Below are 15,383 nucleotides of genomic sequence, written 5' to 3'. Positions count from 1 at the left end.
GGGTTGGGTGGGTGCGACTCTTTTACAGATAAGGAATGAAGACATGACAATTAAATTAATCGCACTGGATGTCGATGGAACGCTGCTTAATGATCATCATGAACTTACCGAAATGACGCAAGAGACCTTAATTCGTGCTTCCCGTCAGGGAGCTGAGATTGTTCTGTGTTCAGGCAGAGGTCCTGCGAATACGATTCCGTTTATGGAACAGATGGGACTTGATGGATATGTCATTACACATAATGGAGCGGTAACTGCACAGGTCCAGACTCGAGAAGTAGTGCACCATTTTGCCATGGATGGACAGGGGCTGGAGCCTTTCATATCTTACTGCCGTACGCAAGGTGTGCATTTTGATATCAACACAGCGTTTGGACTTTATGTGGATCAGCCGGAAGGTTTGGAGTTGCAGGTACGCGAAATGTATCAAAACTTCATGGCAGAGCCATTAAAGCTGCCGCAATGGGCGGATATGACAGAGCCGCTTGCCAAATTCACTGCGTTTGGACCCATCGAGCAGATGAATGCGGTGCAACAGGAGTGGTCGACCTGGAATCTTCCATATTATATGACGCGCAGTGGTGATTTTTTCATTGATCTGATGCATCCCGAAGCCTCCAAAGGTGCAGCCCTAAAAAGACTGGCCGAAGCAAAAGGAATCCTGCCTTCCGAGATCATGGCGGTAGGTAACTACTATAATGACATCACCATGTTGACCTTTGCAGGCAAAGGGGTTGCGATGGACAATTCCCCGGAGGAAGTTAAGGCTGCTGCGGATGAGGTTACACTTTCGAACAACGATCAGGGTGTGGCCTACGCTATCCAAAAATATGTGTTGTCCGTCTAATAGTTCGCTCTTAAAATCTGAATAGCGTTGTATCTTATAAACTGTCGCTCTCAAGGGTAACCTAATAGAATAACGTTAGGAACCGAGGAGGACAGGTGCATGGAACTGAAAGTAGAGCTTATTCCTGATCTTCGTACATCAGGTGGCGAAGTGCAGGATATAATGGTGGAGGGTCAATATGCGGGTTCATTGCTGCTCGTGTTCAGGGAAGGGGATCGGGTATCCGGCAGCCTTCAGATTGAGCAAAATTCGCTACCTGACGAGACAGAACAGTATATTGTGGAGCAGGTGCACGAATATATTCGTTCTCTCGCGGATGCGGTAAGTGCTGCTGAATATGAAGTGCTTGTAAGCTGCGGTACACTGTATTCTGTGTTACAGAAGCCACAGTCTCAAACGGATGTGTTAATTCAGTCTTCACGGTCTGAAGATACGTATAATCACGATGGACAGAATGGTCGAGCTGATGTAAATGAAGTACACGTCATTCCTGGCTCACAAGCCGAATCATTTACATATGAAGACCCCGAACATTTGCTCGAGATGGAGCTTGTAAGCGCCGGACGCAGCATTTCCACCTATGTATTTAATGACGCCAATGGACAGGAACTGGCCGAAGCCTCTCTGAAACAATATGGTGCTGATGTACAGGGTGAGATCCACTGGTATGATGAACCGGCAGAGAATTATCAGGATGCGGCTGCCGAGCTGCTGGTACGAGAGCTGGATGAAGAAATCATCGATACGATTACGATCCGCATGTGGCATCAAGGGCAGGAGCTGGAATCGGCGGAATGGGTACACCGAGATTTTGCGGATGATGATCAGATAGTGTCCGAAGAAGATCTCGAAGAGATTGAAGCTGCTGAAGAAGCCTGTTATGTCATGTTGGTACGCAAAGATCGGGAATTTCGGGTATATGAACTGTACCTACAAGAACGCGGAGGCTTACCTGTAGGTACAGCAACGATTGATACCTCACAAGCAGATTTGTCAGGCTATATCGATTATCAGGTTCCCGGCACAAGTGTTCAACGAAAGAGTTTGGTTGAAGTTCTGATGCGAGAGCTGGACAAAGAGCTTGAGTTTGATACATTACATCTCACGATGTTATACCGAAACCAAATTATCGATGAAGCGAAGATTGAAGGGTAAGAGGCATAGCCTCTTACCTTTTTTGTTTTCTTTTTGACGAAAAAGCCATTTCCCGGTATAGTACCATTAGTTTAAGAGAGACCTGGAAGTGGAGGAGAATCATGAAGCACTCATTCAGTATCACAACAGACTACATTAATGATGAATTTAAGGCATTGCAGGCTCAGCCCGAAGACACGGAGGATGTGATGTCTCTGCTTATGGAAACAGCCGAATGGCTGCGGAGCCAGGGGTCTTCTCAATGGAATGCGTTGTTAAAAGGTGAGGATTCTCATAATACGGCGGAGGCTATTCAGCGTGGCGACGTATTTGTATTTAAAAAGGGTTCTGACGTAGCTGGCATGGTTATTTTGATGAGCCAGCCAAGTGCATGGGATTTGCATTTGTGGGGAAGCAAAGCGCATGCCGGGGATGGCGCACTTTATCTGCACCGATTAGCCATTCGCAGAAAGTATGCCCAGAGTGGATTGGGAAGGGCGATTTTGCAATGGTCCAGCAGCGGGATACAGTTTGAGGACAAACATATCGTCCGATTGGATTGTGGAGCCGAGAACGCAACATTGAACGCATTCTATGTGCGTAATGACTATACTTTTGTGGGAGAGACAGACGGCTTCAGTACGTATGAGAAGGCGGTCACACATCTGTCTGTATAACACTGTATGCAACATATCGAGTGCATTCAAAAGCCGGGAGCTACCACTGCTCACCGGCTTTCATTTGCATGTGGGCAAAGAGGTTTAACTTTCAATCCATACATTCGCTTCTTAGCCGAGCATCTTCTGAATATGTTGTATATACGACTCCGGAGTAAGGGCTTACGCAATTATTTCCATTGGAATTCCCCAGTACCTAACAGTATTCGTAATGTCGTCAGCGTCAGATGCAACATGGTACAATTGATATTGAAATGAATTCTAGTATTCGGCTGTAAATGAGCGAGTGATAAGGAATCTCATTTTGTACCTTTACTGAACATATGTTCTGATATATCATGATTGAAGATGTAATGAAAAGATTTATGCTAGAAAGGGGGAAACTAACGGTGAGATTGCTGCAGGCGCTTTTCTTTCCTCCGGAGCAGCCCGGAGGAGTATCCTCTATGATTCCGTATATGCAAGAGAGGTTTACAACCCCGAGGTGGGAAATGGATCTTTTCTCGCTGCCTAAGCGAATTCGCAACAAGGGCAGGGAAGATATCCAGTTTGAGACGTTCGATTGGACTCAGTATCAGGACAGTCCTGTCGTGCAAAAATATATGCAAACCTACCGGGATTATTTGTGGTGGACCAAGCTGCGTATTCAGAAGCCTTACGATCTGATTCATGCCCATCACCCTATTGCGGGGCTTGCAATGAAGAAGGTTTTTCCGGATGTTCCTCTCATTCAAACGATCCACTCCAGTTATGAGCGAGAGCTGATACTGAATGGACGCATTGAGCCGGATGGACCGGAGCATCAATTCCTGTTGGCCATCTATGGTGAGCTGGAGCATCAGGCAGAGCGGATGTTAACAGTATCGGATTCTTTCCGTCGTTATCTGGCTCCCTATGTACAGCATCCCGATGTTATCGGTGTGATTCCGAATGGTTTTGATGAGAAAAGGTTTAAGCCAATCCCCCATGAGAATGCGATACCACAGCTAGTCACCGTATGCCGTCTGGTTCCGGCGAAAGGGCTGGATATTCTGTTCAAAGCCTGTGCGGAATTGAAAGCGCGGGGGCATGATTACGTACTTCATATTATTGGGGACGGACCAATCCGTCCAGACTTGGAAGAATTAGCCCAGCGGCTGGGCATTTATAATGAGACTATTTTTTATGGCTACACGCTGCACCCGGAGGAATTCATGCCATTTTTTGATATCTTTGTACTTCCTTCGCGGGCGGAGGCGTTCGGGTCTGTTTTCGCGGAAGCAGCGCTTAGCTGTCTCGCCCTTGTAGGTACAGATGTTGGCGGCATACCAGAGCAGATCGAGAACGGCAGTAACGGCTTGCTGGTACCTTCAGAAGATCCGTCTGCACTGGCAGAAGCGCTGGAGAAGGTGATGGTTGACCCGGCGTACCGTTATGAGCTCGCTCGTTCGGCATGTGAGAAGGCCAAAACCCATTACTCTTTGGGCAGATCGGTCAATGCACTGAAAAAAATGTATTTGCAATTCCCGAGCCAGTTCTAACTTCTGGAAAGGGAAAAGAAGGAAGCCGCTGCGTAAACAGCGGCTTTTTTATATTTAGGGAAATGATGTTTCGCAACAAAAATACGTTGTTATAGGTGTTTGTTACGATCTCCAAAGCTTCCCCATCGATCCATAACTAATTTTGCACCCCAGATTAGTGCCAAACTGCCGAAAATGGGGTAAAGGATAGAGAGCAGGGAACTGAATCCAAACTGGCTAAGCGAATAACATAGCAGCATGATGGCCAGTATGATTAGTTTGGGATGTACATGGACATGCTGCCTGAGTTGGAGCGTCATTCCATAAATATCGGCTACAAATGTACTGAAGATTTCCATAAAAATCAGGGATACATAGATGGACTGGACTACCCATCCAAGTTGAAAGGCAATGCTGCCCATCGGAATTTCAAATTGTGTGATGCCAGGCATCTGGGCTGACATGGCGAAGTGGGCTGCCATAAGCATGAATCCTACACCAATCCCGCCCAGAACGCCGCCCCATTTGAGTACCTTTCGGCTGCGAATCTGGTTACCCACCGGAACGAGCACTGCTTGGGCAAGTGCCAGGTTGAATGAAGTATACAAAAGAGGAGATAACCAGACCTGGATTGGATTGCTGTCCGTGGTTAATGTAATAAATCGGTTTGCGCCGGGATGATGTATGGTGCTGGTGATCATAAGCAGAGAGAGCAGGAGCATCATGGGCACCACGATACTGTTCATTTGCAGAATAGCCTGAATACCCCGTCCAAGCAGCAGATATGTACCTATAAGGGTAACAATCAGTCCGGTCTGGTAATGAAGCCCTAGATGCTCTACAAAGACCGACCCTGCTCCGGCCAGCATGACACTGTTTACTCCAATGAGAATTACAAGGGTAACCCATGTAATCCAGTTTCCTGCTTTATGACCGAATAGATGCTTGTTGAGATCTTCGTAAGAGCGCGAGCCGGTATCATGGGCAATCAGCATCATTTTTGTACCTAACCAGACAAAGAGCATGGTCGATAAGCCAATGGTAATAGTGGCCCATTTGCCATACTGGGTAAAGAACTGCAATATCTCTTGCCCTGTTGCAAAGCCGGCTCCTACTACCGTTCCAATGTATGTAAATGCGATCTGCAGCACCCGAAATGCCTGTTTCATGCGTTTCCCCTCTCAGGCCCCTGAATAGTTTGGACATGTGGGTGCCATGGTACAAGGTATGCTTGACCCGTCAAAGTCATGACAATTGAAGTTTGGCAAAGGGTCATTTAACATGCTCTGAACAAGAGCAAAGGCAATTTCGCTTGAACTGAGAGCCTGATCTATGATACTTTTACGTCATAGGATAGGCTTGGGAGGTCAAATTATGGAAGTATTGAAACAACGAATTTTACAAGAAGGCGTAGTCATGTCAGATCAGGTGCTGAAGCTGGATGGTCTGCTGAATCACCAGATTGACCCTGCATTGACGATGGAAATGGGACGGGAATTTGCCGCTCGTTTTCGTGAAAGTGGGGTAACTCGGGTCATTACAGTGGAGTCTTCCGGGATTCCGGTCGCTTTTGCTGCCGCACATGAACTGGGTGTTCCGCTGGTATTTGCCCGTCGCAAAAAAACACTTTTGGCTGACCCCGATGCCTACTGTGAAAGAGTACCTTCTTTTACCAAAGGGATTGTAACGGATATTATGGTGTCCCGTGAATATATTCATGAGAATGACCGCATTTTGTTTATTGACGATATCATTGCGAATGGCGATGCCGCTCGTGGTGTCATTAAAATTATCGAACGTTCGGGTGCAGAACTGGTTGGATTCGGTGTTGTGGTCGAAAAATGTTTTCAGGCCGGAGCGCGCACCATTCGTGAGCAGGGCATCCCGGTTGAAGCGTTGGTGCGCATTCGTTCATTGAACGATGGTACCGTGCAATTTGACGATAACGAATTGTGACTTTTTAAAGGAAAAAGTGCCTATTTTTATAACAATGCCTTTGCATGACCGCTGATTTCATTTATAATGGGGTTATGTTAGGGAGAGGAGGCAACACCATGGGTAACCAACCGGCAACAGAACAATTTTTTATTGATAAGCTGGCGGAATCGAAAGTACATTTTGAGCGTGCCCTGGATTGTAAACATACGGAATTCGATGACCTTTATCCCTATATGATTGAACATCCTCAATTTTTCTGGTACAAACGCTACGTTGCCTGGTCAGAATTGCTGACGATTGTAGGCTTGTGCGAAGAGTTGTCCTTCTCTTGGAAAGAACAATTTACACCGCATCAAGTGGAGTACCTTGAAGAACGTGTGATGTCCGCCAAAGTGCTTGATTTTTGGTTTGAGAAGAACGACAGCAAAGAGCACGCGCAGCGGTAACTTTCAGTCGGGACATATTTTCGAATGACATGACAGTCCAATACAGTCACGTGAGACCTAAATGACTTTTCATTTAGGTCTCTTTTTGTAAATAATTTTTTTTGGGAAAGTAGGCGCCATGAATATGATCAGTGATGCAGAATTGGATGCACTGCGTTTATCGGGTGAGAAAGTAAGGGTAGTACGGGACGAGATTCAGTCTAATGATGTGACAGGCATTGTAGTGGCTTGGGACGGGGAGCAGGTGCTCATTCGCCGTCAGAATCGTCGTGTGGTTAAGCTTGATCGGAATTATCAGTATCAGTTGTTCAGCGAACCACGTAAGAGCCCGCTCGAAGAATAGGACAGGCGTTTTTAGGTTCATTTACCATGGATGTTTTGGCATAATTACACCTCTCGGGAGAAAAGATAGGTACAGTGAGAGCTTGTAACATATCAGCCGAGAGGATGTGCGGTAACCATGACATTGATGAATGATAAGGTCCATGCCTATAAAGATCAGATTGGTGAATTAAGCGACGTGCTGCCAGCTGTGGTGAAGTCTTATCATGAGTTCACTGGAGAGTGCTTTCAGGCAGGGGCGATTGATGCCAAGACCAAACAGCTGATTGCGCTGGGCATTGGACTGTTTGCAAACAATGAGGTATGTACGTTTTACCACGTGGAAGAAGCGCGTGCCAAAGGAGCGACCGATCAGGAGATTATGGAGACGGTTGCTGTGGCTGGAGCTGTTGGCGGAGGCCATGCGTTGTCTCAGGGTGCAATGAGAGTACAGAAGGCTTTACATTAAAAGCTTTGGTTAAGACTGATTATGACCTTGCGTATCTCTAGAATCAATATCAATGTAGACAAAGATAGACGAAGAAAAGGCTCCGGTTATAACCGAAGCCTTTTCTTGTTTAACTTATATTTTGCCCAGCATTTTGTTATACATAAACTGTCCTGTTACCCGGCGTGCTGTTACGTAACGATCATTGAAGTAAGGATTAGATAATTGTGTGATGCTAACGCCCTTGCTGCTTGAAGCATGAGCGAACTGTCCGCCCCCGATATATACACCTGTATGTGAAATACCATTACCCATCGTATTAAAGAATACCAGGTCACCCGTACGCAGATTAGCTTTGGATACAGGAGTTCCGGCCTTAGCTTGTTGCTGGGAAGTACGTGGTAATTCAATGCTATATTTGTTGAAAATATATCTCATAAATCCAGAGCAATCAAATCCGGCCATTGTTGTGCCGCCCCATTTATAAGGTATGCCAGTCATGTTGTTAACGACGGTGTTAATACTGCTTGCCTCTGTGCTTGCTGCACCGGATGTAAATAGTACTGCTGCTCCAAAAATGGAGATGATAAGCTTTTTCAAAATTTTTGTTCTCCCTTCGATGCCTACGGAGTTAGCTAAGGGTTCGGTAGAAGGTTCCCTATATTTCCTATGTATAAGAATAATTCACCCAAAATGGTTCCCCCGTTTTCAAACATGAAACTCGGCAAATGAATAATTAAGTTTTTGTAACCTTTTGAAACTATATTGCATAAATGCGAAAATGTCAAACCGTTCTTGAACACTTCTTATCATCTCAATGTTAACGGAATTATCGCTATTTATGTAGAAATAACTCGAATGTTGGGTTCTAACAGATGACAAAAAAGTAACTACTGTTTCAAATGCAGGATTCCAGCTTCCTAAAACTTGAAAGAAGAGGTGGGTATGTATTACAGTGCATGTTGATAGTATTGGTTTTGCATGAAATGATGGAGGAATATAGCTTTACACATTAGAAGGGGAATTATTTTTTTGTTGACACTAATTACCTGCACATGATATATTATTTCTTGTCGCCGCGATATAATTTCTCGGAGATACAATATACGCGGTCGTGGCGGAATTGGCAGACGCGCACGGTTCAGGTCCGTGTGGGCTAACCCCCGTGGAGGTTCGAGTCCTCTCGACCGCATCATATGTAATACGAAGAAAGGTTCCTAGAATGGCATTACTGCCACTCTAGGAACCTTTTTTCTTTGTTTACGAATTAGAGTGATTGCTCATCCTGGTTGTCTTCAACCCATTCCCTTAATTTGAGCAAAGATGAAGTTTTTATTTGTTTATTTATCCATTAATGGAAATATGTTTGTTCTGCGACGGTTTGCCCCTATATTTCAGGCTAATTGTACGTAAAATACCGAATTGTACCTATCCTGGAAATCCACCATACACTATTCTCTTCTCGTATGGAAGCGCTATCAACAGGAATTTGATTGACCAAATTCAGAGGGGGTAGGGATAATTTGAAACGAATCGGAAAAAGGATGGCAATGTGTTTCATGGTGTTCATGATTGCGGCAGTGCAGTTCGGAATTATGGGAACGACAGGTAATGTGGCACAAGCAGCAGATAAGAGCCTGGCCCAAAAGCCGTATATGGGTTGGAGCAGTTACAGCATGCAGGTATATGACGGGGCGGGTAACTGGACATCTGCTGAGAGTATTAAGAAGCAATCGGATGCGATGCGTGAGAAGCTGCAAGCCCATGGATATGAATACATTAATATTGATGCTGGCTGGAACGGTGACGAAGATGAATACGGCCGTCCTATTCCGAGTACTGTTCTTTATCCAAATGGATTTCAGGAGGTCATCGATTATGTCCATAATAACGGACAGAAGATCGGAATCTATCTGATTCCTGGATTATCAATCACAGCCTATGATAAAAACCTTGAGGTTTATGGGACGGGCGGGGCATGTCGTATGCAAGATATTGCAGTAAAACCGCTCGTTGTTATGGATGCTTGGGATTCGTACACGTACAAAATTGATTTTTCGAACCCTTGCTCACAGAAGTACATTGACTCCATCGCGGATCTTCTTGGCGAGTGGGGTATCAACTTTGTCAAATTCGATAGTGTGACGCCAGGATCGGGAATTAATAACCTGAGCCGGGATGCACGCGGTGATGTGGAGGCATGGTCCAAAGCCCTGGACAGGAATAACATCTGGTTTGAGCTTTCCTGGGCGCTTGATCACAATTACGTGGACTTCTGGAAAAAGTATGCAAACGGCTGGAGGATCGACTGGGATGTTGAAGCCTACGATAGCAGTAAGGGCTTAACGGAGTGGTCGAGTATTTCACGCTTATTTCCCATAGCGGCCCTCTGGTGGCGGGATGCAGGTCCCGGAGGCTGGAACGACTTCGATTCACTGAATGTCGGGAATGGCTCGATGGATGGTCTGACCAAGGTTGAGCGGCAAACCGCCACGACCTTCTGGTCTATCTCTTCAGCACCGCTTTATACAGGTAATGATTTAACAAGGCTGGACAGCTATGGATTGGAATTGCTTACTAATGACGAAGTCATTGCCGTCAATCAGGCCGGACGTCCAGGCCATCCGGTTTCCATGGAGACCCAGCAGCAGGTTTGGTACGCTAATAACGGAGATGGTACTTACAGTGTAGCCTTGTTCAATTTGGGCGACCAGAGTGCGGAGGTTAAAGTCAAATGGAGCGATCTTGGCCTCAACGGTCCTGCTTCGGTCCGCGACCTGTGGAGTCGTTCCGAACTGGGAACCTTTAATAAGGAATTCAGTGGCGGCGTGCTGGAACCCCATGCTTCTCGAATGCTTAAAGTAACAGCGTTGAAAGGCACATCAGCCGTCAATGACGATGATACAGGCATGCGTTATAGCGGGGATTGGCAGCGCAACGGGGGCAAGGAGCAGACAGATGGGAGACAGGATCTGAGCATAGCGATTAAGGAATCCTCTGGTACTGGTCCAGCGAATAGCAGTCAAGAGGGTACCTTGGACGCTGAAGCTGACAATGCTGCAAATTCAATTTCCGTGGAAGATGCCGCCACTGTTACCAATGAGGTCTACATTAATGATGATGATAGCAGTATTAAATACACGGGCTCATGGAACTCCAATACCGGCAGAAGTTACGGTGATTACAATGGCGATGTGCATTTTACTGAAAAAGACGGCGATTATTTTGAGTATAGTTTCACGGGCACTCGCATTGAACTGCTGACGGAGAAGGATAAAGACCAAGGAGACATGATTGTCACCCTCGATAATGGAGCACCTGAAACTGTAAACGCCTATACCAGTGGAGAAAGGGAAGTCCAGCAGGTTTTGTACAGCAAACTTGATTTGGACAACGGCCCACATACCTTGAAGGTGGTCAAGGGCTCGGGCCAGTATATGTTGCTGGATGCGCTTAGAGTAACCATGGAAATTCCTCCTGGAGGGCAGAACAGCACCATTAGTCCGACCTCTGCAAACTTTGACAAGGAGACGGAACAACAGAAGGATGTCACCGTGAGGCTGTCCTTGAACGGCAATACGCTGACCGGCGTTGAAAATGACGGGGTGCTCCTCAGTGAAGACGACTACACGGTGGTCAATGACAAGCTGACTATCAGGAAGCAGTACCTCACGCAGCTGCCTATAGGGACAACGAGTCTAAACGTAATCTTTAGCGCGGGTGATCCGCAGTCTTTGGCAATAAGGATCAGCGATACTACGGGCATTCGATTTATAATGATCAATAACGACGATCCGGCAATCAAGTACAACGGCTCCTGGTCACGAAGCACTGGCAGAGGTTTGGGTGACTATAAGGACGATGTGCAGTATACCGAAAAAAACGATGATTCTTTTGAATACACCTTCAAGGGAACGGGGATCCAGTTATTTACGGAGGTTGACCAGTCACAGGGAGACATGGATATCTATGTTGACGACCAATTCAAGGAAACAGTCAGCGCCCATCGTAACGGTCGGTTGGCACAGCAGAACCTGTACAGCATTTCGGGGCTGCCGGATGGGCAGCACACGCTCAAGGCAGTGAAGAAATCGGGGGAATACATGCTGCTCGATATGCTCAAAGTTGAGCTTCCGAATCTAATTAATCCGGTAACCACGGATTTCGACAAGTCAGCTTCCGCTCAGACGGACATTGATGTGACGCTGCTGCAACAGGCGGAAAGCTTCAGTGGTATTACTAACGGATCATTTGATCTGGTTCCGGGGTCCGATTATACAGTTGCAGGGAACCGAGTTACACTGAAAAAATCGTATCTTGCTGCCCAGCCTGTGGGAACGTTAAATCTCAGTTTTTCCTTCGGCGGTGATTATCTCAATGACGTACATTCTACGACGGCGGATGGAGCTTTCTTCGAATATACCTTCAAGGGTACCGGAATAAGCTTGATTACACCTATGGGACCGGAGCAAGGGGAAGTCGATATCTATGTCGATGGACAGCTGAAACAAACCGTGAACGCATACAGTCCGAGTCGCCAAATAATGCAGGAGATTTACAGCATCTCAGGACTGGTGAAAGGTCAGCATACACTCAAAGTTGTGAAAAAATCTGGTGATCTTATGCTGGCCGATCAACTGAAATTTACTGTGCCTACTGGAAACGGAAACGGTGAACCAACGAATCCGTCCAATCCGTCGAATCCAGGCGGTCCATCCAATCCAGGCGGACCATCGACTCCAGTCGTCCAGCCTTCAGACACTTCTGTGCCAGCGCCAACTCCTGAATCTGGAACTACAGACGGGACAATAGGAACAGAGGGTGGTCAAGATATTCTGTACAAGGCGTATATTCAAGGATATCCGGGCGGTTTGTTCAAGCCAGATAACAAACTCACCCGTGCAGAGATGGCAACCATACTCACATTGGTATCTGAGAAAGAAGCCACAGGATCTGCTGTTGCATTCAGTGACGTTAAAACTGAATATTGGGGAGCCGACGCCATTGCTAAGGTAAGCAAGATGGGGCTGATGAATGGTTACAAGGATGGCACGTTTAAGCCAAATCAGCCGTTGACTCGTGCGGAGATGGCCAGCCTTGTGGTCCTTCTCGGTCTGGCTTCCGATACTTCAGGCGATGGATTCTCGGATATCGGTGGCCACTGGGCCAAGGAAGCCATTTTGAAAGCGCAAAGCGCAGGCATTCTGAAAGGTTATAGTGATGGAACTTTTCGACCGAATGCCTTACTGACAAGAGCGGAAGCCGTTGTAGCAATCAACAGAGCTTTGGGCAGAGCACCGCTCACGAACGTTTCGCGGGCGCAGTGGAAGGATGTTCCTTCCACACATTGGGCCTTTGGTGATGTTGAAGCAGCATCGGTCGATCAGATTGTAAATCCCCGGACAGAGGGGGAAGAACCAAAGAAGAAATGATGTGAACTAGGATTGGGGGCCATCTCGGCCCCTTTTTTCTGAATGATAAGAAGGTATGGAAAAGGAGGGTTACTGTACACAAAAACAGGTTTTTGGAGTCGCGTATCATCTCAAACCAAAGAACTTCGGAAATGTTAAAAAAAGCAATGATAATCTTCTTTTTATCGTTGCCTTTTATTCATTCCCGAATGAAACATGATTGAAGAATGAGATAAAACAATTGACTAACCCGGAAAATATTATTATCTTTGATAACGCTACCAATACCTCAAGGAGGGGGAGGAGGGTTACCCATTAAATATTCCAATGTTTTTCGTAAATTTTTAATTTCCTACGTGATCATTTTGGTGATACCCAGCATTGGCGGTTATATGTCTTATCTGACGTCCATCTCCGTAACACAGTCCATTTCCATTGAGAATAGTGTTACCCAACTTCAGAAAAGCCAGGAAATATTGGAGGGCCGCATGGCGGAGGTGGAGGGCTTCACCCGACAGCTTGCGGTCAATCAGGAATTGAACGTTCTTATGAATGAAAGGGACAATGAAACCAACGTATATGGGATATGGAGAACGATGGAGAATGTGTTGACCTTTGGACAGACCAATGATTTTCTGCAAAATTATTATATTTATCTTGCGAATTACAATCTAATTTTGACCCCGGGTTCTTCTTACAGACCAAATCACTATTACGCTGATTTCCGTTATAACGATCTTTCGTTAGAAGAATGGATGAAGGACGTGTTGGGGAAGACACATCGGAGTGAGATTAAACCGCTTAGTTCCTATGTCAGTAGGGGGAAGCAGACTTCCGTAATCACATATATGCAGTCATTGCCTCTGGACAGCTTCAATGATTCTTCACCGGCTGTCGCCGTTGTAATCATTGACGAGAAAATGATTCTCAGTCTGTTGTCCAGCCTGAATGACCGATACGGTGGCTGGGTTCATATCAGCGATGCGGAGGGAAATACCATTGCGCTGCAAGGGAGCTCCGAGCCCGAGATGGTGAAAATGGCCTCTGACTCTCATTTTGATCCAAGTAGAGTCAGCCAGTTCTATGGGGATGATCTTGTGATCACTACAAGATCTGATAAGAACGGATGGGTATACCAAGCGGGCATTCCCCGTCATGTCCTGATGGAGAATGCAAACAGGATTAAGGGGATGACGATGCTGATTACAGGCGGCACACTGCTCATCGGACTGATTGTTGGACTTGTGCTGGCCTATCGCAACAGCGTTCCAATCAATCGACTGTTAAGTGTAATGAAAGAGCAGTTTGGGAAGGATGAATCGGCTCCCAAAAATGAATTTGACTTTTTGAGTGGAAATATCGCTGATATGCTTACCAAGAACAAGCTGCTCGAATCCGAATTAAATCGCCAGCTCCCACTGGTCAGGGATGCCTTCCTGAAGCGGCTGATCTCAGGCGAATTCAAATCGCGGGATGAGATTCTTTCCGCGGCCGAACAGGCAGATATTAATTTGTATCAAGGCACTGGATATGCAGGAATTGTCCAGATTAAGGGTTATGCCAGTATGGACAGCGTTGAGATCCTGAATGAACTGAATGCCTCCCGACTACTGTTGAAGCAGGCTTTGGCTGAACTGGGCGTAGATGTTCTGATGACGGATATGGGCTCGGATAAAGTGGTCATCCTGTTCTTTTCCAAGGAAACCGACTCCGAAAAGGATCGTGAGAAGGAAGATATCACGCACATCATGGAGAATCTGGCACAGTATGTGTTCAATGAATACAGGATTACCATCCAGTCAGGATTCGGAAATCTCTTCACATCGTTGACAGAGGTCAGCCTTTCCTTTGATCAGGCCAATCAGGCGTTGGAGTATGCAGTCTACATGAACAAAAAAGGCATGATGTGGAACAATGAAGCCCAAACCGAAAATACAACGTACTATTACCCGCTGGATTCGGAGCAGCGACTGATTGGCACGATTCGTGCAGGAGAACTTGAAGAGGCCAAACGGATTGTCGATGCAATCATTGTTCATAACATGGAGCAGCGGGAGTTGTCCATGGAAATGAAGCATCAACTTGTTGGAGAAATGAAGGGGACTTTTCTCAAGTTACTGGATCAAAAGGCGTTTACGGAATATGCCTCCATTGAGAATGTGAAACGGCGGGTCATTGATATTGGTTCCTCGGAGCCGCTTGAAACGATCAAAGCTGAGCTTTATGAAATCATGGAAGAGCTGTGCTCCGTTATTGCAAACAAGAAGAAGGATGCCCATATTCAAATCATCAAACAGATTAAGGAATATACTGCGAAAATGTATTCAGATACTGAGCTGACTCTGTATCGAGTGGCAGAGCATGTTGAGCGGCCCGAGAAATATATTTCTCAATTATTCAAAGAGTTTACGGGTGTTAATTTCTCCGATCACCTGATCAAAGTCCGAATGGATCAGGCTGTGATTTTGTTAAAAGAGAGCAATTATACAGTAGATGAGATTGCGTCACGGGTAGGTTACAATAGTTCTCACTCCTTCAGAAGAGCCTTCAAACGATTGAATGGCGTTTCGCCCAGTGTGTATAGACAATCGGTTGACGATTAAATGAAAGGAAGACCCATAGACTGTGTTGTCCGTGTTCCGGATAATGCGGTCTTTTTTTG

12 protein-coding genes, 1 tRNA gene and 1 riboswitch are annotated in these 15,383 nt (G+C 46.1%); of the genes, 11 read left to right on the top strand and 2 right to left on the bottom strand.

All coding sequences use genetic code 11. From position 1 onward, the window contains the following. Window positions 1-43: 43 nt before the first annotated feature. From G3352_RS23000 to G3352_RS22985, 4 genes are all read left to right on the top strand, one after another. Entirely contained in the window at window positions 44-847 is an 804-nt protein-coding gene (locus G3352_RS23000) for a Cof-type HAD-IIB family hydrolase (protein ID WP_163760347.1), read from the top strand. 99 nt (window positions 848-946) lie between these two features. Beyond that, entirely contained in the window at window positions 947-2,002 is a 1,056-nt protein-coding gene (locus tag G3352_RS22995; protein ID WP_163760344.1) for a hypothetical protein, read from the top strand. Window positions 2,003-2,103: 101 nt separating this feature from the next. Then, a complete protein-coding gene (locus G3352_RS22990) occupies window positions 2,104-2,658 on the top strand; it encodes a GNAT family N-acetyltransferase (RefSeq protein WP_163760340.1) in 555 nt (184 codons plus the stop codon). A gap of 389 nt (window positions 2,659-3,047) precedes the next feature. After that, the gene (locus G3352_RS22985) at window positions 3,048-4,178 is read left to right on the top strand and encodes a glycosyltransferase (RefSeq protein WP_163760337.1); all 1,131 of its coding nucleotides are present in this window, start codon (window positions 3,048-3,050) and stop codon (window positions 4,176-4,178) included. Between the two features lie 89 nt (window positions 4,179-4,267). Here the strand turns inward: G3352_RS22985 and G3352_RS22980 are convergent, their stop codons facing one another. Next, window positions 4,268-5,326 (bottom strand): YkvI family membrane protein, encoded by a 1,059-nt coding sequence (locus tag G3352_RS22980; RefSeq protein ID WP_163760334.1) that lies wholly within the window; start codon window positions 5,324-5,326, stop codon window positions 4,268-4,270. 205 nt (window positions 5,327-5,531) lie between these two features. On the opposite strand from G3352_RS22980, the gene G3352_RS22975 reads away from it, so the two are divergent. The 4 genes from G3352_RS22975 to G3352_RS22960 all read left to right on the top strand — a co-directional run bounded on the left by G3352_RS22975 (window position 5,532) and on the right by G3352_RS22960 (window position 7,331). Continuing rightward, window positions 5,532-6,113: a xanthine phosphoribosyltransferase gene (locus G3352_RS22975; RefSeq protein ID WP_063564778.1), complete on the top strand. Its 582-nt coding sequence runs from the start codon at window positions 5,532-5,534 to the stop codon at window positions 6,111-6,113. Between the two features lie 98 nt (window positions 6,114-6,211). Next, the gene (locus G3352_RS22970) at window positions 6,212-6,541 is read left to right on the top strand and encodes a hypothetical protein (protein ID WP_024629266.1); all 330 of its coding nucleotides are present in this window, start codon (window positions 6,212-6,214) and stop codon (window positions 6,539-6,541) included. Window positions 6,542-6,665: 124 nt separating this feature from the next. After that, window positions 6,666-6,884: a hypothetical protein gene (locus G3352_RS22965; RefSeq protein WP_076289379.1), complete on the top strand. Its 219-nt coding sequence runs from the start codon at window positions 6,666-6,668 to the stop codon at window positions 6,882-6,884. Window positions 6,885-7,001: 117 nt separating this feature from the next. Continuing rightward, window positions 7,002-7,331 (top strand): carboxymuconolactone decarboxylase family protein, encoded by a 330-nt coding sequence (locus G3352_RS22960; protein WP_062322073.1) that lies wholly within the window; start codon window positions 7,002-7,004, stop codon window positions 7,329-7,331. Between the two features lie 114 nt (window positions 7,332-7,445). Here G3352_RS22960 and G3352_RS22955 read toward each other — a convergent pair whose 3' ends face one another. Then, complete coding sequence (locus tag G3352_RS22955; RefSeq protein ID WP_163760330.1) at window positions 7,446-7,910, bottom strand: C40 family peptidase; 465 nt, start codon at window positions 7,908-7,910, stop codon at window positions 7,446-7,448. 5 nt (window positions 7,911-7,915) lie between these two features. Continuing rightward, window positions 7,916-8,047: riboswitch (cyclic di-AMP (ydaO/yuaA leader) on the bottom strand. Between the two features lie 371 nt (window positions 8,048-8,418). Between G3352_RS22955 and G3352_RS22950 the strand changes: the two genes are divergently transcribed. The 3 genes from G3352_RS22950 (at window position 8,419) to G3352_RS22940 (ending at window position 15,324) form a co-directional block, all read left to right on the top strand. Continuing rightward, a tRNA-Leu gene (locus G3352_RS22950) sits at window positions 8,419-8,502 on the top strand. A gap of 331 nt (window positions 8,503-8,833) precedes the next feature. After that, complete coding sequence (locus tag G3352_RS22945; protein ID WP_163760327.1) at window positions 8,834-12,742, top strand: X2-like carbohydrate binding domain-containing protein; 3,909 nt, start codon at window positions 8,834-8,836, stop codon at window positions 12,740-12,742. 371 nt (window positions 12,743-13,113) lie between these two features. Then, complete coding sequence (locus G3352_RS22940; protein WP_163760324.1) at window positions 13,114-15,324, top strand: helix-turn-helix domain-containing protein; 2,211 nt, start codon at window positions 13,114-13,116, stop codon at window positions 15,322-15,324. Window positions 15,325-15,383: the final 59 nt, after the last annotated feature.

This window comes from Paenibacillus sp. ALJ109b, from assembly GCF_010747435.1.
Lineage (GTDB): Bacteria > Bacillota > Bacilli > Paenibacillales > Paenibacillaceae > Paenibacillus > Paenibacillus taichungensis.
Note: the sequence above shows the minus strand (reverse complement) of the source record. Positions and strands in the feature narration are given on the sequence as shown.